The 22,851-nt window shown below is 36.9% G+C and carries 17 protein-coding genes; 15 read left to right on the top strand and 2 right to left on the bottom strand.

Annotated elements, in window-relative coordinates:
- Positions 1-267: 267 nt before the first annotated feature.
- Positions 268-621 carry a YxeA family protein gene (locus tag K4422_RS13300; protein WP_206903762.1) on the bottom strand — a complete coding sequence of 118 codons (354 nt, stop codon included), beginning with the start codon at positions 619-621 and terminating at the stop codon, positions 268-270.
- 328 nt (positions 622-949) lie between these two features.
- Between K4422_RS13300 and K4422_RS13295 the strand changes: the two genes are divergently transcribed.
- Both K4422_RS13295 and K4422_RS13290 read left to right on the top strand, forming a co-directional pair.
- On the top strand, positions 950-2,551 hold the full coding sequence (locus K4422_RS13295; protein WP_206903763.1) for a CTP synthase: 1,602 nt from the start codon (positions 950-952) through the stop codon (positions 2,549-2,551).
- A gap of 403 nt (positions 2,552-2,954) precedes the next feature.
- On the top strand, positions 2,955-3,824 hold the full coding sequence (locus tag K4422_RS13290) for a class II fructose-bisphosphate aldolase (protein ID WP_016172687.1): 870 nt from the start codon (positions 2,955-2,957) through the stop codon (positions 3,822-3,824).
- A 139-nt stretch (positions 3,825-3,963) separates the two neighbouring features.
- Here K4422_RS13290 and K4422_RS13285 read toward each other — a convergent pair whose 3' ends face one another.
- The gene (locus tag K4422_RS13285; RefSeq protein WP_230711511.1) at positions 3,964-4,797 is read right to left on the bottom strand and encodes a MerR family transcriptional regulator; all 834 of its coding nucleotides are present in this window, start codon (positions 4,795-4,797) and stop codon (positions 3,964-3,966) included.
- Positions 4,798-4,873: 76 nt separating this feature from the next.
- On the opposite strand from K4422_RS13285, the gene K4422_RS13280 reads away from it, so the two are divergent.
- The 13 genes from K4422_RS13280 (at position 4,874) to nagE (ending at position 22,728) form a co-directional block, all read left to right on the top strand.
- Positions 4,874-6,613 carry an ABC transporter ATP-binding protein gene (locus K4422_RS13280; protein ID WP_230711510.1) on the top strand — a complete coding sequence of 580 codons (1,740 nt, stop codon included), beginning with the start codon at positions 4,874-4,876 and terminating at the stop codon, positions 6,611-6,613.
- Positions 6,594-8,393 (top strand): ABC transporter ATP-binding protein, encoded by a 1,800-nt coding sequence (locus tag K4422_RS13275; RefSeq protein ID WP_230711509.1) that lies wholly within the window; start codon positions 6,594-6,596, stop codon positions 8,391-8,393. The genes K4422_RS13280 and K4422_RS13275 overlap by 20 nt, the downstream gene beginning before the upstream one ends.
- Positions 8,394-8,650: 257 nt before the next feature.
- The gene (locus tag K4422_RS13270; RefSeq protein ID WP_016172683.1) at positions 8,651-9,394 is read left to right on the top strand and encodes a MurR/RpiR family transcriptional regulator; all 744 of its coding nucleotides are present in this window, start codon (positions 8,651-8,653) and stop codon (positions 9,392-9,394) included.
- Positions 9,395-9,542: 148 nt separating this feature from the next.
- On the top strand, positions 9,543-10,967 hold the full coding sequence (locus K4422_RS13265; protein ID WP_230711508.1) for a 6-phospho-beta-glucosidase: 1,425 nt from the start codon (positions 9,543-9,545) through the stop codon (positions 10,965-10,967).
- 16 nt (positions 10,968-10,983) lie between these two features.
- Positions 10,984-13,104: a glycoside hydrolase family 3 N-terminal domain-containing protein gene (locus K4422_RS13260; protein ID WP_230711507.1), complete on the top strand. Its 2,121-nt coding sequence runs from the start codon at positions 10,984-10,986 to the stop codon at positions 13,102-13,104.
- A gap of 267 nt (positions 13,105-13,371) precedes the next feature.
- Positions 13,372-14,385: a LacI family DNA-binding transcriptional regulator gene (locus K4422_RS13255; protein WP_173102477.1), complete on the top strand. Its 1,014-nt coding sequence runs from the start codon at positions 13,372-13,374 to the stop codon at positions 14,383-14,385.
- A gap of 22 nt (positions 14,386-14,407) precedes the next feature.
- Entirely contained in the window at positions 14,408-15,355 is a 948-nt protein-coding gene (locus tag K4422_RS13250; RefSeq protein WP_016172679.1) for an ABC transporter permease, read from the top strand.
- A 14-nt stretch (positions 15,356-15,369) separates the two neighbouring features.
- Complete coding sequence (locus tag K4422_RS13245; protein ID WP_016172678.1) at positions 15,370-16,284, top strand: carbohydrate ABC transporter permease; 915 nt, start codon at positions 15,370-15,372, stop codon at positions 16,282-16,284.
- Between the two features lie 12 nt (positions 16,285-16,296).
- Positions 16,297-17,937 carry a hypothetical protein gene (locus K4422_RS13240; RefSeq protein WP_016172677.1) on the top strand — a complete coding sequence of 547 codons (1,641 nt, stop codon included), beginning with the start codon at positions 16,297-16,299 and terminating at the stop codon, positions 17,935-17,937.
- An 84-nt stretch (positions 17,938-18,021) separates the two neighbouring features.
- Positions 18,022-18,648, top strand: coding sequence for a YesL family protein (locus tag K4422_RS13235; RefSeq protein ID WP_230711506.1), 627 nt, complete (start codon positions 18,022-18,024; stop codon positions 18,646-18,648).
- Between the two features lie 4 nt (positions 18,649-18,652).
- Positions 18,653-19,597 (top strand): ROK family protein, encoded by a 945-nt coding sequence (locus K4422_RS13230; RefSeq protein ID WP_230711505.1) that lies wholly within the window; start codon positions 18,653-18,655, stop codon positions 19,595-19,597.
- 306 nt (positions 19,598-19,903) lie between these two features.
- Positions 19,904-20,755, top strand: coding sequence for a PRD domain-containing protein (locus K4422_RS13225; RefSeq protein ID WP_206903771.1), 852 nt, complete (start codon positions 19,904-19,906; stop codon positions 20,753-20,755).
- A gap of 2 nt (positions 20,756-20,757) precedes the next feature.
- Positions 20,758-22,728, top strand: coding sequence for an N-acetylglucosamine-specific PTS transporter subunit IIBC (gene nagE / locus K4422_RS13220; protein ID WP_230711504.1), 1,971 nt, complete (start codon positions 20,758-20,760; stop codon positions 22,726-22,728).
- The last annotated feature ends 123 nt before the right edge of the window (positions 22,729-22,851 follow it).

The raw sequence follows: 22,851 nt of genomic DNA, 5'->3' as shown, positions 1-22,851 counted from the left end.
CCCTACCACACGATGGGCAAGTACAAGTGGCAAGAATTGGGTTTAAAATATCCATTAGAAGGAATTGAACCACCGACGCGCCAAAGAGTGGAAAATGCTCAAGCATTATTACATGTTGCAGATTACAGTGGCTATAAAAAAGAAACACTGCTGGTGGTTTAATGTAAAACCTCACGCTAGCACCAATTTAAAAAGTACGGTTTATTTACCAAACAAGCGGCTGTGATAAAAAATTATCACAGTCGCGTATTTAAGACGTGTATGTTTTTAGTTTAAGTGATTTTCAGCTTTTTTAGGTAGTTGACTTTTCGCGATTTCTTCCCAACCCATAACACCTTTTTTATGATTTACATGAACAATCAGGTAAGCATCTTTTTTCATGGGATGGTCTTTTCTCGAGTTGAAATCAATGTCTAATTCTTCGCCACAAGCATTAAAACTGGCTAATTTGTAACGATATTTATAGACCTTATGTCCAGCTCCTTCACCGATATACGTACGTGTTCCAGCTTGGTTAATTTTTGTGTAATAATCATTGGTTCCGTAGTTATCATGGTACCAATAAAATATCCCGCCACTAGCTAACAAAAATGGGAGGGCAGTAAAAATAATTTTTTTCATACTGATTCTTCCTTCTTTCTAACAGCCTCATTTTAGCTGAGAAGAAATTTAAAAAAAACAGGCACAAGTCGGAAATGAATTTGCGACTTTAGTCGTAAAAAATGAATTAAAATTAAGTTTTAAGGTTTCAGACTTTCTTAAATTGAAACCCCTTTACAAAAATCGATAGTTGACAAAAGAAAGGAGAGATTGTAATATCCTACTTGGGCACCCTAATTACTTAGGGTCAAAGTTCTGGAAAATATGCTCCCTATTCATTTTGGATAGGGAGCATATTTATTTTACAGAAGCTTTTCCTGCGAAAAAATATAGAGGGAGTTTTTAATTAATGACAAAATATATTTTTGTAACCGGCGGCGTTGTGTCGTCGATTGGTAAAGGTATTGTGGCAGCATCGCTAGGACGCTTATTGAAAAATCGTGGATTAAAGGTAACGATTCAAAAATTTGATCCTTATATCAATGTCGATCCTGGTACGATGAGTCCTTACCAACATGGAGAAGTTTTTGTAACAGATGACGGGGCAGAAACGGATTTAGACCTTGGTCACTATGAACGTTTTATCGATATTAACTTAAATAAGTATTCCAATGTAACAACCGGTAAAATTTATTCTGAAGTTTTGCGTAAAGAACGCAAAGGAGAATATTTGGGCGCAACTGTTCAAGTAATTCCACACATCACGAATGAAATTAAAGAAAAAATCATGCGGGCTGCAAAATTAACCGATTCTGATGTCATTATCACAGAAGTCGGCGGAACAGTTGGTGATATTGAATCATTACCATTTTTAGAAGCATTGCGCCAAATGAAAGCTGACGTGGGTTCAGATAATGTGATGTACATTCACACGACGTTGATTCCATACTTAAAAGCAGCTGGGGAAATGAAAACTAAACCAACACAACATAGCGTAAAAGAATTACGTGGTTTAGGTATTCAACCAAATATCTTAGTAGTTCGGACAGAACAGCCTGTTTCACAAAGCACGAAAAATAAATTAGCGCAATTTTGTGACGTGGCACCAGAAGCGGTCATTGAATCTCGGGACGTGGAAACATTGTATTCCATTCCATTAGCATTGCAAGCACAAAAAATGGATCAAATTGTTTGTGAGCACTTGAAATTAGATGTACCAGAAGCAGATATGACTGAATGGCAAGCGTTGGAAGAAAAAGTACTCAACTTGAAGAAAACCACCCGAATTGCCTTAGTTGGTAAATATGTTGAATTACCAGATGCATACATTTCAGTAGTAGAAGCATTAAAACACGCTGGTTTTGCATTTGATTCTGATATTGCTATTGATTGGATTCAATCAGCTGATGTGAATAAAGACAATGTAGCAGAAGTGTTAAAAGATGCTGATGGTATTTTGGTTCCTGGTGGTTTTGGCGATCGTGGAGTAGAAGGTAAAATTGAAGCGATTCGTTATGCCAGAGAAAATGATGTCCCATTTTTAGGTATTTGTTTAGGCATGCAAATGGCTTGTGTGGAGTTTGCCAGAAATGTAGTGGGCTTAAAAGATGCTAATTCAGCTGAAACAAATCCTGATACACCAAACAATATTATTGACCTAATGGCAGATCAAGAAAATATTGAAAACATGGGGGGGACATTGCGCCTTGGTTTGTATCCATGTAAGTTGAAAAAAGGAACAAAAACAGCAGCTGCTTATAACGATGCCGAAGTTGTACAAGAACGTCACCGTCATCGCTATGAATTTAACAATAAATACCGGGAAATGTTTGAAGCAGAAGGTTTAGTCTTCTCAGGTGTTTCGCCAGATAATCGACTAGTAGAAATCGTGGAACTACCAGACAAGAAGTTCTTTGTTGGTTGCCAATTCCATCCAGAATTAATTTCTCGACCAACACGCCCACAACAACTAATTAAAGCCTTTGTTGGTGCTGCGTTAGAAAACCAATAGGCGTGTCTTTCCTGAGTAACATTTAAATAAAAGCCAAATACCTGAAACAAAAAATACCTGCGTCTTGATGTAAAAGTTGCAGAAGTATATTTTTGTTTCAGGTTTTTTGTTAGTTGTTCAAGCTAATTTTCAAAAATTAAGAAAAAGTCTGTGAAATAATTTGCAGAGCAAAATAATTGCTGATGTTATCTTTTGAATTAGAAAAGCAATGGCAAAGGGGAATGTACCAAAGTTTTTCAGAAAAACATTTGAAAACAGCCGCTATTTAAATTTGTGCAATCTTTTTATGAAAGAATTAATCTGCCATTTTAGTGGTAATAGCAGGAAATATTTGCTAAAATAGTAGCGTTGGTTAGGATATGCCTAACAAATAAAGTTTATTAAAACTTAGGAGGAATTTTTTATGCCAGTAGTATCAGCAGCAGAATTTCTAAAAGCAGCCCGTAAAGGTGGTTACGCTGTCGGCGGTTACAACACAAATAACTTAGAATGGACTCAAGCGATTTTGGAAGCAGCAGAAGCTAAAAAAGCCCCTGTTCTAATCCAAACTTCAATGGGTGCAGCAAAATACATGGGTGGTTACAAATTAGCTGTTAACATGATCAACGACTTAGTTGAATCAATGAATATTACAGTTCCAGTTGCAATCCACTTAGACCATGGTGACTACGAAGCAGCTTTAGCATGTATCGAAGCTGGCTACACTTCAGTTATGTTCGATGGTTCTCATTTACCATTTGAAGAAAACTTGAAATTAGCTAAAGACGTTGTTGCAAAAGCACACGCTAAAGGTATCTCAGTTGAATGTGAAGTTGGTTCAATTGGTGGGGAAGAAGACGGTATCATCGGTGCTGGCGAATTAGCTGACATTGAAGAATGTAAACAAATGGTTGCTACAGGTATCGACTACTTAGCATGTGGTATTGGTAACATCCACGGTGTTTACCCAGAAAACTGGCAAGGTCTTGCATTTGACCACTTACAAGAAATCGCAGATGCTGTTGGTCATGATGTACCATTAGTATTACACGGCGGTTCAGGTATTCCAAAAGAACAAATCCAAAAAGCTATCTCAATGGGTGTTTCTAAAGTTAACGTTAATACTGAATTCCAATTATCATTTGCTAAAGCAACTCGTGAATACATCGAAGCTGGCAAAGATCAAGAAGGTAAAGGCTTTGACCCTCGTAAATTATTAGCACCAGGTAAAGCTGCTATCGTTAAAGATGCTGAAGAACACATTGACTGGTTCGGTTCAGCAAACAAAGCTTAATTACATTAAACTTTTAAACTTCAGATCAATTTGGTCTGAAGTTTTTTCTTTTTAAATGACCAAAAACCTCGTTAGAATCAGCTGATTTTAACGAGGTTTTATTTTGGCAGTGAATATCGGTTTATTTGTTTGGATATGCTTAATTAGCTGGTCTAACGGGAATTAAGACTTCAAAAATTTGATCTTCAGGATTTTCTGAGGCGGCTTCATCTTGCCAAAGCAATTCCCAAATATCGCCATTTAAAACCAAATTATTATCTTTTAAGTAATTACGAAAGCGATTGTTAAAAATATTAATATAATGAATTTCATCTTTCATAAAACCAGAAACATAATAACCGGCTGGTCGTTGTATGATACGTTGTTTCTCGTAATGGGCTAAGCGTTCAGGTGGAATTTTAACTAAGGCACGATAAGGCGCAGCATGAAAATTTTCTTCATAAAACGCCGCACCATCTACTAAAAAACCAATCGGATAGCCACTAAAAAGATCGCTGCTGTCAACAGAATTATAAAAACGCCCATAGACTTGCAGAGCATCAATGTCATCAAAGTTTTCGATAATATCTGAGATTACAAAATACTCAGCTTCTCTGTAAGTATATGTGATTGATTTTAAATCGAAATTTTCTAAGGTAGTGTAGCGTGTAATATAACTATCAAGGGAATTACGAATGCGTTTAAGTTTATTTATCTCTTCGTCGACTTTTTCTTTTTGGCGTTTGAAACCAGCTAAAACAGCAGTAACGTTTCTATTTTTCAAAAAAGTATCAATTTCATCAAGTGAAACGTCAAGATTTTTCAAAAGTAAGATAACGTCCAGTTCAAAATACTGTTCAATGCCGTAATAGCGATAGCCGTTTGCGCCAATTTTTGCAGGCTTGAAGAGATTTATTTGATCATAATAAATTAACGTTCGGCGGCTGATGCCGGCATAATTTGCCATTTCACTTACGGTTAAATATTTTTTCATCAAAAAGTTTCCTTTCTGTCTTGACTGTAACGTTACGTTACAGTTTATCCTACCATAGGAGAAGGAGGGAAAAAAGATGAAATTATTTAAAATCTTTTTTAAAGAGTATCACAAGATGTTCTTTGTCACCTTCATTTTAATGGTAGCACAAGCAGTTGGAACATTGTTGATTCCTTATTATGTCGCTGAAATTATTGATGAAGGTATTTTGACACAAAACCAAGGAGCAATTTGGAAAAACGGGCTGTTGATGTTAGCAATTGCCCTTATCACAGGCGTAGTTGCGATTGCCGCGAGTTATTACTCTGCTATTTTAGCTGGTCGATTTAGTTATTTTTTGAGAAAAAAATTAGTAGCTAAAACCCAGAAATTATCCTTAGCAGATTTGGATGCATTTGGGACGCCAACACTTTTGGCCAGAACCACAAGTGATATTACCAATATTCAACAAATTTTGATGATGGTTTTTCAAATGATTGTGCCAGCACCCCTTATTTGTTTGGCGTCAATTGTTTTGACAGGGATGATTTCATGGCAGTTTATTTGGATTCCCATTGCTTCAATCACTTTATTTTCACTTGTAGCACTGCTGGTTATTAAAAAAGCTATTCCTTTAGCAGATGTGATGCAGCAACGAATGGATAAAATGATGCAGATTTTGCGGGAATTTTATACCGGTGTTCGGGTGATTCGTGCGTTTAACAAAACAAATGATGAGAAAAAAAGAACGGATCAAACTTTTAGCAGTTATGCAGAAGTTATGATTGCGGTCAATAAACTTTTTGCAGTGTTAAATCCAACGGTAAATTTAGTGATGGGTTTAGGTATGACAGCTGTTTTAGCCTTTGGTGGTGTTTTTGTGATGCAAGGTATGGTGCCAATCGGCAGTTTAACTGCGATTAGTGAATATACGGTTTTAAGTTTATGGTTTTTGACTATGGCTGCAATGGTAATTGTGATGATACCAAAAGCACTCGCTTCATTAGAGCGGATTGGTGCAGTTTTAGCGGCAAATGAAGAAATCGTGGATGGTGATATAGCCGAATTTGTGCTGGCAGATAATAAACCGATTGTTTCTTTTAAACAGGTTGATTTCACATATAGTGGTGCACAAGAGCCGGTCTTATCTGATATTACCTTTGATATTTTTAAAGGTGTGACGGCAATTGTTGGTGGAACAGGCTCTGGTAAAAGTACAATTGCAAAAGCACTATTGCGCTTTAAAGATACGGCTGAAGGTGAAATTCTCTTTGGTGGAGTGCCGATTAAAAACGTCACGCAAGAAGCATTGCGACAAAAAATCAGTTATGTGCCACAAAAAGCATTTCTATTTAGTGGTACGATTTTCGATAATTTCCTTTTTGGAAATCCTGCGGCAACAAAAGAGCAAGTGGCTAAAGCCGCTGAAGTTGCCCAAGCCGCTGACTTTATCACTTCTTTACCACAAAAGTATAAGGCCCCAATTGCTCAAAAAGGAAACAATTTTTCTGGTGGACAAAAACAACGCCTAAGTATTGCACGGGCATTGATTAAACCAGCAGCAGTATATTTCTTTGATGACAGTTTTTCAGCGCTGGATTATCAAACCGATGCTAAATTACGTCAAGCTTTAAAAACGTATTTAAAAGATGCAGCAATTGTGATCGTAGCACAACGCCTTTCGACTATTAAGGATGCAGACCAAATTATCGTATTAGATGAAGGAAAAATTGTGGGTCAAGGTACTCATGAGACGTTAATTACAACTTGCAGCGTTTATCAAGAATTTGCCAAGTCCCAAGGAATGGAGGAAAAACATGAGCACAAAGCAGGTTGAGTTAAAGAATCGCGAAATGCCACAAGATTTCAAAAAAACGGGTCAGCGGCTATTTCGTTTATTATTAGAGCAAAAGCGCCGTTTTGTAGTGATTGTTATTTCTGCCATTTTCTTTGCAACATTAATGGCAATTACACCTTTAATTTTAGGCTGGGGGCTAGATGCCATTGTTGCTTTATTACGTGCGGGTGAAATAACAACAGCCAACTTAAGACGGGTATTGTGGCAGCCAGTCTTATTATTATTTTTGGCATGGGGGGGGATTGCACTATTCTCGCTTTTGCAAGAATACACCATGGCAAGCGTAGCAGAAACATTAACATTACGCTTACGAAAACAATTGACACAAAAGATGAATCATTTACCGATCAAATTTTTTGACCAGTATAAAACAGGTGACATATTGACACGGACAACTCTTGATTTGGATAAAGTATCTGAAGTTTTACAAGTAGGACTGATGCAGATGATTTCAGCAATCTTATCTATTATCATCGGGGTGGGGTTAATGATTTATCTTAGTCCGTTACTGACCTTTGGTATCGTGATCATTTTGTTGCTTAGTTTAGGGCTAACGAATTTCTTAGCTCAGAAAAATCAAGATTATTTTTCGGAAAATCAGGCAGCTTTAGGTTACGTTGGAACAAAGGCCGAGGAAACATATTCAGGAAATTTGGTTATTAAAGCATATAACCGCCAGCAGCAAATAGAATCAGACTTAGACAAATTAAATGAAGCCCAATTTCAGGCTTTTAAAAAAGCTCAATTTGTCAGTTTTGCTATTAATCCCTTGATTCGACTAATTAACCAGCTTGGCTTTGTGATTAGTGCAGTTGTCGGTGGGCTAATGGTTATTAACGGTCAGTTATCAATCGGTTTAGTTCAAGCTTATTTACAATATGTAAATCAAGTATCAGAACCGATTACACAAGTATCCTATGTAATCAACAGTTTGCAAAGTGCCTTTGCCGCTTTGGAGCGAATCTTTGAAATTCTTGATTTACCTTGCGAAAAGGAAAATGAACTAAATGCTACCTTACCATCCCAAATACGTGGAAAAGTAAGTTTCAAACACGTTTCTTTTGGCTATGAAAAAGACCAATTGTTAATGGAAGATGTCAATTTCACTGTAAAACCAAAGCAAATGGTAGCTATTGTAGGACCAACTGGTGCGGGTAAAACGACCATGATTAATTTATTGATGCGTTTTTACGAATTAAGTAAAGGACAAATTGAAGTTGACGGTAAAAATATTCGTCATTTTGCAAGGGGCGAGATTCGTCAAAAATTTGGTATGGTCTTGCAAGACACATGGCTCTTTGAAGGAACGGTGGCAGCTAATATTGCTTATGGACAACCAAATGCCAGTCGCACTGAAATTATTGCTGCGGCAAAAGCAGCGCAATGTCACCACTTTATTTTGACATTGCCAAAAGGCTATGACACGATAATTTCAACCGATGGTAGCCAAATCTCTCAAGGACAACAACAGCTTTTGACGATTGCGCGCGCAATTCTTGCCAATCCGCAACTGTTGATTTTGGACGAGGCAACTTCAAGCGTCGATACCCGTACCGAAGAAATGATTCAACAGGCAATGGACCGTTTAACGGCTGAGCGTACGAGTTTTGTGATTGCCCACCGCCTATCAACTATCAAAAATGCAGATTTGATTTTAGTGATGAAAGATGGTGCTATTATCGAGCAAGGCAGTCACGCTAGTCTAATGAAAAAAGGCGATTTTTACGCCAATCTTTATAATAGTCAGTTTGCAAGTTAATTATAATTACTACCAAAGAGCACAATTTACTAAGGCTGTTGTGCTCTTTGGTGTAGTAAAAAATTCTATTTTAACCAAAATAATGTAAATTATACTTACAACCTCTTTATAAGCCAGTGATTTATCCACTAGCTTTTCTGAGAAATAAGCTGAGTAATTTTAGCGGTAATCTTTTTTCTATTGGTGATTTTTCTTTTTTTAGGTAGAATAGTCAAGAAAGCGTGCTCAAAAAGTCGGCCGCTCTAGGAGGATAAAAGATGAGTTTTTTTGGCAACATTGATTTTAACGTACTATCTGATACAGATCAGGCAATTTACCATTATATGAGTAGCAATGCTGATAAAATTCCTTATATGCGAGTCCGAGATATCGCACAGGAATCCCATACTTCAGCGTCTTCTGTTATGCGGCTAATTCGAAAACTAGGCTATGAGAGTTTTACCGAATTTCGTAGCCAATTTAGTGTGCAAGCAGCTAAAAGTGAAGGTTTTGAAGAGGCATTGACTATTTTAAGTCGTGAACGTTTTCCACGAGATATCCAAAGTAAGTTAAATCAAATCGTAGAGAAAATCCAATACTGTGAAAATATTATCTTTTTTGGAATTGGTGCTTCTGGATCAATTTGTGAATATGCTGCACGACGCTTTGCATCCATTGGATATAATAGCTATCCTTTAATTGATCCTACTTATCCTATTATGTCCAAATTACAAAATACCAGTGATAATATTTTAGTAACACTATCTGTTTCAGGAATGACAAATGAAGTCGTAGAAGTGGCCAATGGTTTTCGCAATAAAGATGATTTTTTAACAATTGCTATTACTTCGGATATCAACTCTACTCTGGGGCGGATGTCAGATTATGTTTTGGATTATCATGTCGATGTAAGGCGAGTAAAAAAACATGAAGATTTAACGAGCCAGATCCCTTGTATCTTCTTGATTGAGCAGTTGGCAGAACGTTTACAAAGACAAGAGGATGAATTACACCAAAAATAAGTTACCAAAAACACCATGTGGTACAAGCGGTACCAGGATGGTGTTTTTTTCTTTTTACTGATTCTGATGCCAGAGTTCCTAAAGTTTATTGAGGAATAAAACGCTGCCAATTATACTAAACGTAATTAAGAAAATGAGGTGACAAAAAATGGCAAATAAATTTCCAAAAGATTTTTTATGGGGTGGAGCAGTCGCTGCCCATCAAGTTGAAGGTGCTTGGAATGTTGATAAAAAAGGTGTTAGTACTGCTGATGTTATGACAGCTGGTGCAAACGGCGTAGCGCGAGAAATTACAAAAGGAATTATTGAAGGAAAAAATTATCCTAACCATGAAGCGATTGATTTTTATCATCACTATAAAGAAGATATTGCGCTATTCAAAGAGTTAGGTTTAAAGGCGTTTCGTACATCCATTAACTGGACACGGATTTTTCCAAATGGGGATGAAGAAAAACCAAATGAAGCAGGGCTACAATTTTACGATGATTTATTTGATGAACTGTTAAAAAATAATATTGAACCGGTAATCACACTATCGCATTTTGAAATTCCGTATCACTTATACGAAAAATACGGTGGTTTTACGAATAAAAAGCTCATTGATTTTTTTGTTCACTATGCTAAAACCGTCATGACACGTTACAAAGACAAAGTGAAGTATTGGATGACCTTTAATGAAATCAACAATCAAGCAGATGGCCAACATACGCTACATACATGGACTAATTCAGCTTTATTATTCGAAGAAGGGGACAATAAAGAAGCCTTAACATTTCAAGCTGGCTTAAATGAACTAATTGCCAGCGCTAAAGTTGTCAAGTTGGGCCATGAAATTAATCCTGATTTTCAAATTGGCTGTATGATGGCTTATGTACCCGTTTATCCCTACTCATGTAATCCAAGTGATTTAATGGCTTCAGTGAAAGTGATGGATCGTCGTTTCTTTTATTCGGATATTCATGCTCGGGGGATTATTCCAGCTTATGCCCAAAAATATTGGGAACAAAAGGGGTATGAGATTGAAATCACACAAGAAGAACGGCAAGCGTTAAAAGAAGGGACCGTTGACTATATTGGCTTTAGCTATTATATGTCAGGTGCAGTTACCACGCTACCAGACGTAGCAGGCGATGAAATTACAGAATTTCCAGAAGCTAAAGTGGTTTTAAATCCATATGTCTCAGCAAGTGATTGGGGTTGGCAAATTGATCCTGTCGGTTTACGCTACACATTAAATATCGTTTACGAACGGTATAATCTGCCACTTTTTATTGTGGAAAATGGCTTTGGCGCGTACGATAAATTAGAAGATGGGAAGATTCATGATCCTTATCGCATTGATTATTTACAAAAACACATCGATCAAATGGAATTGGCAGTAAATGTGGATGGAGTAGATTTAATGGGGTATACGCCTTGGGGGGTAATTGATTTAGTCAGCTTTGGTTCAGGTGAAATGGAAAAACGTTATGGTTTTATTTATGTTGACAAAGACAATGCAGGAAATGGGACTTTGAAGCGTTTGAAAAAAGATTCTTTTGCTTGGTATCAAAAGCTGATTCAAGAAAACTAGTTTAAGAGGAGCAAGTATGGAAAAAACAAAGCTTAAAGCAATTTTAGCTGATTTAACTTTGGCAGAAAAAGTGGGACAGTTGGTTCAAGTCACACCTGATTTTTTTGGTAATCCAGGAGAAATCACGGGTCCAATGTCACAGTGGTCAATGAATAACGAGCAGCTTTATCAGATTGGCTCTGTTTTAGGGACCCACCGTAGCGATGAGGTCAAAAAAATTCAAAGAGATTATTTGGCAAATAGTCGTCATAAGATTCCGTTAATTTTTATGGCAGATGTTATTCATGGCTATGAAACAATCTTTCCGATTCCACTGGCTTTAGCAGCTAGTTTTGATGCGGCTATGATTGAAAAAGTAGCTGCTGCTACAGGTGCTGAAGCAGCGACAGAAGGGGTTCACGTAACTTTTTCACCTATGGCAGATTATGTTAAAGATCCACGTTGGGGCCGAGTTTTAGAAAGTAATGGAGAAGACCCTAGACTTTCTAAAATGCTAACAGAAAGTTATGTTCGGGGCTATCAAGGGGACAATCTTGCTACTGAAGAAAATCATATTGCCGCTTGTGTGAAACATTTTATTGGTTATGGAGCCGCTGAAGGCGGTCGCGATTACAATACTGTGGATATCTCGGATGTTGAAATGTATCAAAATTATTTACCTGCTTTTGAAGGTGCGATAGCTAGTGGTGTCAAAATGGTGATGACGTCTTTTAATAGTTTCAAAGGCATTCCTGTTACTGCCAATAAAAAGCTCATTCAAAATGTTTTGCGGCATGAATTAGGTTTTAAAGGGGTTCTTATTTCAGACTGGGCCGCAATTGGGGAATTAATGCAGCATCGTGTAGCTGAAAATCCCCATCAAGCAAGTTACAAAGCTTTCACAGCGGGGATTGATATTGATATGATGACCGATTGCTACTTACAAGAGCTAGCTGAAATCATTCTCGCTGAAAATCTTACAGAACAACTAGATGAAGCTGTATTACGGGTATTAAATTTAAAAAATGATTTAGGCTTGTTTGAAAATCCTTATCGTGGTTTAAAAACGCAGGTTGATAAAACCAAATTAAGAAAATTAGCCTATAAAGCAGCTCTTCGTTCGGCAGTTCTTTTAAAAAATGAAGGAGTCTTACCTCTTAAAAAATCAGAGAAAATTTTATTAATTGGGACCAAGGGAACGACCCAAGATGTTTTGGGAGCTTGGTCATGGATTGGGGATAGACAAAAAGCTGTCAGTCTTGCAGACGGACTGACAGCTAAATTTCCTCAAATTGTAGTGATGGAAATTGACGATAATCAAAAAGATTGGCAAACAGTTATAACGGCTGTAAAAGAAGCTGATAAAGTACTTTTAGCTGTTGGTGAAACCAGTGATGAGGCTGGAGAAGCGGCTAGTCGTGCAAATTTGGAATTGTCTGGGGTTGAACAAAAATTAGTGGCTGTGGCCGCTCAAAATAATCCGGCTACGATTTTAATTACATTTAGTGGACGACCACTTGTTTTAACACAAGAAGCAGCAAAAACAGCAGCAATTATTTCAGGCTGGTTTTTAGGCAGTGAGATGGGTTCTGCATTAGCTGCGCTATTAAGCGGAGAGGAAAACTTCAGTGGGCATTTACCAATGAGTTTTCCCCGCAGTGTCGGTCAACTACCATATTCTTATCAGGAGATGTCGACAGGACGTCCCAAAACTAAAGCCAATGGTCAAGAGAAATATATTTCGCGCTACTTGGATGAGGAAAATGGACCGTTATATGCTTTTGGTCATGGTTTATCTTATAGTCGTTTTACCTTTAGCGATTTTTCTTTATCACAAAGTAGTCTTGCAAAAGGAGAAAAAGCAACACTTCGTTTTACCGTTGGCAATGACTCACAAATTCCTGGTTTTGCCTTGCCACAAGTTTATTTTCAAGATGAGGTGACTGAAATGATTCGTCCTAAAATCGAATTATTAAAGTGGAAACAAGTCTATCTTGAAGCAGGAGAGTCAAAAACAATTTCATTTGTTCTTTCACCTAAAGATTTTGCTTACGTTCATGAAAACTTAAAAAGATATTCAGATCCAGGTGAAATTCAGCTGTTTTTAGCCACTAGTGCAACTGAAATTGTGGACAAGGTACAGTTGCAACTGCTTTAAATCTGTTTTAAAAGTAACGCTTTGTCTAAAATTAAATAATCTCACCAAGCTTGACTTAAAAGCTTGGTAAGATTTATTTCATAACTTTAAACCTATCAGTGGTACAACAGGTACCATTTTGACATTTTTTTCCAAAAGTTGAAACGAAAACCAACTCGACTGTAAACTATTGTTTTTGAAAACGTTTTTATTTATGATATGAATGTAAAAAGTAACACATTCTTTTTTATTTAAATAAAATAAAAACGTTTTTATTTGGGAGGAGTTATGAAAGAGAGGGTCACAATTCGGGAAGTCGCAAAAGAAGCTAACGTTTCTATTGCAACTGTTTCAAAAGCGTTAAACGACGTTGACGTGGTGAAACCAAAGACAAAAGAAAAAGTTATTGCAGCAGCAAAAAAACTTCATTATACCCCCAATTTGATGGGGAAAAATTTGAAAGCAAAGCGCACAAAAATGATTGGTTTTTATACGCATACCATTATTGGTCCTTACTTTAGCACTTTAATAGAAGCAATTGTAAAAGAAGCAGAAAAACATCACTACGGGGTGAATGTCATTATCTCTTCTGATAAACAAGTTTTAACTTCACATCTATTAGGGAATATGGTGGATGGTTTTATCGGTTTTGAAGATTTAATTGATGATGAGGCGCTCAGTACAATTCAATCAGAAAGAATTAATGCTGTATTTATGGATCGACAAATCAATGATCGTAGTATCAGCAGTATTGTTTTTGCTTCTCGTAAAGCAGGAAGACTCGCTACAAAAGAGTTGATTGCAAAAGGACATCAAAAAATCGGTTTTTTGCCGGGACATCCTGGCGTTTATGACAGTGATGAGCGTTACTTAGGTTATATTCAAGCGATGCGCGCCGCCGAGCTAACTGTAAATGATACTTGGATTATCCCTGGATTATTTGAAGAAAAAGCGAGTTTTGAAAATATCGATCACTATTTAAAGACAACCGACAAAAAGGACTGGCCGACAGCATGGATTGCCGGTAATGATTTAAGTGCAATTGGTGTCATTAAAGCTGTGGAAGCAAACAATCTGCAAGTTCCTACTGATTTTAGTGTAATTGGTTTTGATGATATCGAGTTATTACGCTATTTCAAGCCGCGAGTAACTACTGTTCAAAACCCGATTAGAACACAAGGAAAAGAAGCAGTGATAGAGCTTTTGGCTTTAATTGCCGGTGATAAAGCTGGTGAGAATAAAATTTTAGATTGTCGTTTAATCCGCGGTGAAACGACAACAGCAGTCGAGTTGCAAAAATAAGATTAGAAATTAGGAGGAAAATATGTTGGAAGCAAAAGCCAAACCAACCCTAGGGGCACGTTTTAAAAAATGGTGGCGAGATTTTGGACACCAATGGCAATTACAGTCGATGGCAATTCCTGGGATTGTTTATATGATTATTTTTAGTTTTATTCCTATTTACGGCTTAGTGATTGCCTTTAAAAATTACACCGTAATTGACACCATTGACAGTGCGCAGTGGGTGGGATTTGAAAACTTCAAAATCATTATGGAAGATAAGTACTTTTGGCAATCGGTTGTGAATACATTGGGCATTAGCGCATTGAAACTAGCCTTTGGATTTGTCTTACCGATTATTATCGCCGTGATGATTTATGAATTACGAGACAGTGTCTTTAAGCGGGTGATTCAAACAATTTCTTATCTACCACACTTTTTATCATGGATTATTTTAGGTGGGATGATTATTACCTGGTTTTCTTCAAACGGGATGATTAATGAGTTGTTAAACTTCATCGGTATCCAGACGAAGCAAAATCACATGCTAGACGTTGGTAAATATTGGTGGATTGCTTCTTTATCAGATGTTTGGAAAGAAGCTGGATGGGGAACAATTTTATATTTGGCCACGATGGCGCGTATTGATCCAACGTATTATGAGGCTGCCAAAATGGATGGTGCTTCACGACTACGTCAAATTTGGAGTATTACGATTCCCATGATTCGCAATATTATTTCGTTAAATTTAATCTTAAGTGTAAGCGGTTTATTCAATTCGAATTTAGATCAAACTTTAGTTTTGATGAATTCTCAAAATCAGCCTAAAGCAGAAGTCATTAATTCTTACGTTTATCGTGTTGGTTTAATGCAAGGAGACTTTTCTTATGCAACAGCCGTGGGGCTTGGAATCTCAATTATTTCAGTTATTTTGTTAGCTGCAACCAATATTGTTACGAAAAAATTAAACGATAATCAATCGGTCTTGTAAAAGGAGGAAACGTAATGGAAAAAAGAAGTTTGTCACTCGCTAAACCCAAAAGTAACGTTGTACAAGATAAAGACAGTAAAATCTTCAACTTTGTTAATGTTTTACTCCTACTCGTTTTTACAATCATTATTATCGTGCCGGTTTGGAATATCGTAGCGTCATCTTTTGCCTCAAGTGATGCATTGGCAAAGGGGGATTTCGTTTTCTGGCCTTCAGAAATCTCATTTGATAATTATCGCAAGGTTTTAGGCGATGCTTCCATTTGGCAAGCGTTAATTATTTCAGTGGGAAAGACAGTAATTGGTGTTTTAGCGCATACCGCATTTTGTGCCATTATGGCTTATGCTTTATCAAAACGAAATTTAAAAGGTCGGGGATTGTATTCCACGATGGGAATTATCACCATGTTCTTTTCTGGTGGGATGATTCCAACATACTTATTGATTAAATCTTTAGGGCTATTAAATACCTTTTGGGTCTACATTATCCCAGCCCTACTTTCTTATTACGATGTTATTATCTTGATGAACTTTTTTAGAGATGTACCAACATCTTTGGAAGAGTCAGCTAAGATTGATGGAGCAAGTGATTGGGGCGTATTTTTGAAAATCTTTGTGCCTTTATCTAAACCCGCATTAGCAACAATTGCCCTTTTTCACGGGGTTTGGCAGTGGAATGACTTTATGACAGCTAAATTATACGTAACGGATAAAGCATTATATCCTTTGCAAATGAAATTATACGAAATTATTACGCAATCACAAGCAGCATCCCAACAAGGCTTAAATGCGGCGGTCGAAATTAGCACAACATCTAAGGGGGTACAATTGGCAACTATCGTAGTCACGACCGTTCCGATTTTAATTATTTATCCATTGCTACAAAAACATTTTATCTCAGGCATGATGCTTGGGGCAGTAAAAGAATAGGAGGAGTAATAAATGTTTAAGTTTTCAAGCAAAAAAATCGTAGGGACTTTGGCACTGGCAAGCGCAGTCTTAGCATTAGGAGCCTGTGGTAGTAAAAAAGATGAATCAACAGCAGAAAAAAAGGTGGATCTCCCCTCCATTGAAGACCGATATAAACCAGATGAAAATACACCAGCCTGGAAATTAGATACCAAAAAAGAAGCGACCAAATTAACTTGGTACGTAAACGCTGATTGGTGGAATACAGAATTTGGTAAAGATATGGTAACTAAAAAAGTCAAAGAAGATTTAAATGTCGATATCAAATTCATTACTGGTGATGACACCAAATTAAATACGTATTTTGCTGGCGGAGATATGCCAGACATTGTGACTATCTTTGACTCCAACTCACAAGTAGCACGTAAAGCAAATTCTTGGGCATTACCATTACAAGATTTAGCGAAAAAATATGATCCATATTTTAATAAAGTAGCCCGTCAAGAAACATTAAATTGGTATAAATTGTCCGATGGAAAATCTTATGGCTATCCAGATTATTCCAATACGCAACAAGACTTTGATAGTGGGGATATTTTTGCCCGAGATGCATTTATTATTAGAAAAGATGTCTATGAAGCAATTGGAAAACCCGACTTCACAACACCAGAAGGCTTTGTGGCCGGTATGAAGAAGATTAAAGCACAATTTCCAGATTTAATTCCATTTGGGTTTAATGATTTTGCTAAAGATGGTTCTTCAAATGGCTCTATGGATAGCGTTGTACAAGATATGCTAGGTGTCCCTTATACAAAAGATGGCAAATACTATGACCGTAATTTAGATTCTGATTATATTAAATGGGTGAAGGCTTTCCGTCAAGTTCACCAAGACGGCAATATTTCTGATGATACTTTCACAGATGATGGCGATAAATTCAAAGAAAAATTACAAACTGGTAAATATGGTGCTGTTATGATTGGCTCATTTGTAAACCAAGGGATTCCATTACAAACCTTTAAAGCTGCAAATCCAGACAGCGAATATATTGCAATTGACGGCATTCAAAGTACCCAAGGTAATAAAGCAACATTAACACAAGCTGGTATTTCTGGTTGGATGATTAACTACATTGGTAAAAACTGCAAAGATCCTGCTAAAGCAATGCAAGTGTTCACTTATCTTTTAAGTGATGAAGGTGAAATGTTAACAAACTTTGGTATTGAAGGACAAACCTATACTAAAGAAGGCGATAAAGTAAAATGGACCGATGAAGCACGTAAAATTCAACAAGATGATCCTGAAAAATGGCAATTGGAGTACCGCATGGGTGAGTTCATTCAATTTGGTCATGACCGCTTTAAAGCAATGAATGATGATTCATACGTCGATGCAGTGAAACAAATGCAACAATGGGGTGAAGGAAAATTAACTTCACAATTTTTAACAGAAAATATTGGTCCTGATGCGGGTAGTCAAGAAGCGCGAGCTTTAAGTGCAATCCAAACAAATTGGAGCACAACTCTTGTAGGTATGTTGCGGGCAAAAGATGACAAAGAACTAGACGGTTTGTTAAATAAATACGAAGATTTCCAAAAAGATAATAAGATTAATGATGTAAATAAAGTTCGTAACGATAAAATTGAAGAAAATAAGAAAAAATTAGACATGTAATTTTTCTAGGAGAAGCAGTTTTGCTTCTTCTATACATAGAACAAGTAACCAAGTAATCTGTGACAAAAACAAGGAGGAAGTATCATGCAAAAAATATTTAGTACCGATGGCCTAATCTATGGCGGGATGGAGCGGCTCTATCAAGTATTGTTATTGAATGTTATTTTTATTATTTCTTGTTTGCCACTTTTTACTATCGGTGCTGCAATCAGCGCAGCATATGGGACTGCTTATAAATTAACCGAACATAAAGAAGGTGTTTTATATAAAACGTACTGGCACCAATTCAAACAAAATTTTCCTCCAGCTACCAAAATGTGGCTACTGATAATCGCGATAGTTGGTGGTATGCTTTTTTCTTTACCGTATTTCCGTTATCTCATTGTGGGAAATAAAGTTGCTTATTATATGGTCATGGTGGGGCTTACATTTATTATTTTGCTGAGTTTATATCTTTTTCCGCTAATTGCCCGTTTTGAAAATACATTGGCCGCAACTGTTACAAACGCTATGATTTTATCGTTAAAACATTTACCAATCAGTATTATTTTATTTTTTGTAACGATGGGCGGGCTGTTTTTATTGCCGGTATATTTACCCAAGTTACTATTTGCTTGGCTCTTTATTGGATTTGGGTCAGTATTTTTTATTAATGCAAAATTACTCCTAAAAGTTTTTAGTCAATACGAGAATATGAAAGAGGGAAGTTGAGAATATGTACGTAGGGTTTGATATTGGTGGAACAACCGTGAAATACGGTGTGTTAGATGAAACAGGAAATATTCTAGAAAAAGCTGCAATTCCGACAAATTATGATTTAGCCGAGTTCTTAGATGAATTAGTAGCAATTGTGGAAAACGCGCAAGAACACTATAAAAAAATTGATGGTATTGGAATTAGTGCACCAGGTATTATTCAAAAAGATGGCTATATGCAGACTGCCGGTGCGATAAAACCTTTTTATGGTGCCAATATCAAAGTTGAGTTAGAACGACGTACCGGTCTTGCTGTTTCAATTGAAAATGATGCGAATGCTGCAGCAATCGCAGAACGTTGGATCGGCAATGCTATTGGTTTGGATAATTATTTGTGTATTGTATTGGGTACAGGTATTGGTGGCGGTATTGTTATTAATGGAGAAGTATACCGCGGAGCCCATGGCATGGCTGGTGAATTTGGCTGGAGTATTATAGATACACTACCAAAGAGCGGCGATATTGAAGAGGTGTCATGGAATAAGCGTGCAGCAACAGTTGGTGGGCTTTGTTATCAATATAATTTAGCGCAAAAAGCAGCCGATAAGAATGCTATAGATATCTGGGATGCACGAAAAATCTTTGCCAAAGAAGCAGCAGGCGAAACACTGGCACTAAAAATTGTCGATCAGTTTTTAACCGATTTAGCAGTCGGGATGCTAAATTTAATCAGCTGCTTTGATCCGGAAGTGATTTTATTTGGCGGGGGCATCAGCTCCAATAAGGAGTTTAATGAACGCTTCCAAAGGAGACTAAGTGAAGTAATGAACCGACATGAGTCAATTCATTATTTAAAAGATCAAATAATCGCAGCTGTACGTCCGGCTAAATTACAAAATGATGCCGGTATGATTGGTGCTGTCTATCAAATTCATCGCCAAGTGACGCAAAAACAGTTTATTTAACTGCTCTATTAACCTTAGAGTGCTTAAAAAAATACAAGAAAATAATAACATTTATGGAATTGTAATAGTTGTTTTTATCAGCTGCTTCATTTATTTTTTTAAGAATTGCGAATTTTTTTAAAAATTGGTATTGACCTTTGCGAACGTTTTCTTTATAATGACGAATGTAAATAATATTATTTCATGTGACTAGATAATACTAGGCGTGGAAAGACTCACTTCAAGCGATTGGTTGAAGTTGGTTTTTTCACGTCTATTTTATTTCTTTGGTTGCAAAATACTTTCTAAAATCTGCAGAGGTGAACCATGAAAGTTAAAAAATTATTGAATCAAAATGCAGTCTTAATCGATGACGACGGTCAGGAAAAAGTTGCAATTGGTAAAGGAATTGGCTTTAACAAAAAAAGGAATGATCTCATTTTTGCAAAAGAAGTCGAGCGGATGTTTGTCATGGAGCCAGACTCCCAGATGAAATTGCAAAATCTGCTAAATCAAATTGACGAGAAATTTTTATTTGCCGCAGAGCACATCGTCAATCATGCAGAAATGGTTTTAATGGAAAAATTAAATGAACACGTTTTAATTGCTTTAACAGATCATTTGGCATTTAGTGCAGAAAATATAAGTAACGGCATTATTGTACGCAATAAATTGCTAAAAGAAATTGAAGTACTCCACAAAGAAGAATTTGGGATTGCACAATGGGCAGTAGATTATTTAAATAGTGAGCTTAAAATTCCTTATAGTTATGATGAGGCAGGGTATATTGCTATCCATTTACACAGTGCGCGTAATGGCGAGCGGAATAACCATCGTAGCATTCGGGAAGTCACAATTGTTTCAGAAATTATGAATTTAATTGCCAAAGAGTTGCAAATTGATTTATATGCAGAAGCAATGGCACTGAACTACTCACGTTTGGCTAATCATTTGCGTTTGTTATTGCAACGTTATCAAAAACAGCAATATGCGGTTTTAGACGATGAAATTGTTGAAATGGTACGAGAAAAGTACCCGGAAAGTTATGAAATTGCCAAAAAAGTTCGAGTCATGCTGATTAAACAGTATCAATTGGCGACTTCCAGTGAAGAATTAGGCTATATTGCAATTCATATTGAAAGATTGAAGCGCGTAGCCCAAAAAGAAGAGGAGAATTAAAAATGAAAGCATATTTACAACGAATTGGTCGCTCTTTAATGTTGCCGGTCGCAACCTTACCAGTAGCGGCACTTTTTATGGGAATTGGTTATTGGATCGATCCGAGCGGTTGGGGTGGAAACAATATTTTGGCTGCCTTTTTAATTAAAGCAGGGGGCACAATTCTAGATAATCTAGGTATTTTGTTTGCCGTTGGCTTAGCTTATGGTATGTCAAAAGATAAAGATGGCGCTGCGGCATTAGCTGGTTTGGTAGCCTTTTTAACACCGATGACATTGGTAAATAGTCAAGCAGTTGCGCTATTTACCAAAGTAGACGTTGAAAAAGTCAACGTAGCTTTTGGTGCAATTAATAATAAAAATGTATTTATCGGAATTTTAGCCGGTTTAGTAGCTGCAGCGATGTATAACCGTTTTAGTGGCGTGAAATTGCCAATGGCGTTATCTTTTTTCAGTGGTAAACGAGCAGTTCCAATTGTGACTGCCGGTTTAATGGCAATTATTTCGGCATTATTAATTTTTATTTGGCCACCTGTTTATAACGCATTAGTAGCTTTTGGCGAAATGATTTCAAGCATGGGACCATTAGGAGCAGGATTATATGGCTTTTTCAATCGCTTGTTAATTCCAACTGGGTTACACCACGCGTTGAACAACGTATTCTGGTTTAACTTAGCTGGGATTGACGATATTGGTAAATTCTGGGCAAGTGAAGGAACAAAAGGAATTACAGGGATGTATCAAGCAGGATTCTTCCCGGTTATGATGTTTGGTTTACCAGCAGGAGCTTTAGCTATTTATCAATGTGCTAAACCGGAAAAGAAAAAAGTAACAGCTTCTTTAATGGTCGCTGCTGCTTTTGCCTCATTTTTCACCGGGGTTACTGAACCATTAGAATTTTCATTTATGTTTGTTGCATGGCCTTTATATGTCGTTCATGCTGCTTTGACAGGAATTTCAATGTTTATAGCTGCGGCTTTCCATTGGACAGCTGGTTTTAACTTTAGTGCCGGTTTTATCGACTTCTTCTTGAGTTTGCGGGTGCCAATTGCAAACAAACCCTATATGTTAATTGTTTTAGGAATAATTATGGCTGTAATTTACTATGTAACGTTTATGTTTGTGATTAAGAAATTTAACTTAATGACGCCAGGTCGTGAAGAAGACGACGATGAAGCCACTGAGGATATTGATCAATTCGTTGCCTCTGGCGACGATAAGTTTGCTGCTATTGCCAATCAAATTTATAATGCATTGGGTGGGGCTGCAAATGTTACGGCAATTGATAATTGTACAACCCGCTTGCGTTTACAAGTAAAAGATACAGGATCTGTCGATCAAGGTAAGATTAAAAGAACAGGCATGCCAGGGGTCAAAGTTATTGATGGAAATAATATTCAAGTTATCGTGGGGACAGAAGTACAATTTGTTGCCGATGAAATGACACGCTTACATCACGGTGGAGCAAAACCAACCAATGCCGTAATAAAAGAATCAGCCAGTGTAAAAACGGCTAGCAAAAAGCAAGAAATTTTTGCAATTAGTGATGGAACAGTAAAAGATATTACTTTAGTAAGTGACGATGTTTTCTCGCAAAAGATGATGGGAGAAGGCTTTGCAGTTACACCGACTGATGATGCAGTATTTACACCAGTCGCTGGTGTTATCACTAGTGTTTTCCCAACAAAACATGCTGTAGGAATCAAAGCAGATAACGGCTTAGAAATTCTTGTTCATATGGGAATTGACACAGTCAGTCTAAAAGGAGAACCCTTCACTGTTTTTGTAACCGAAGGGCAACAAGTTGGCCATGGCCAAATGTTAGCTAAAATGGATCTCGCTAAAATAACAGCCAGCGGCAAAGATACAGATATCATGGTAGTTTGCACCAATAGTAATGAACTAGCTAAACTAGAAGTATCATCGCAAATTTCCAAAGCAAATGATGTGATTGGAACGATAACAAGTAAATAATTTTATTTAGGAGAAAAGACATATTCGGGTAATTGTAGTGACCTCAAAAGGTTGGATTTTTGATCTAACTTTTTGGGGATCGACACAAAAACCAGTATGTCTTTTTTTTGTAATTCTTTTAAG

The organism is Enterococcus sp. SMC-9 (assembly GCF_021011285.1).
Lineage (GTDB): Bacteria > Bacillota > Bacilli > Lactobacillales > Enterococcaceae > Enterococcus_C > Enterococcus_C montenegrensis.
The sequence above is the reverse complement of the archived record's forward strand: the minus strand, read 5'-3'. Positions and strand labels throughout refer to the sequence as shown.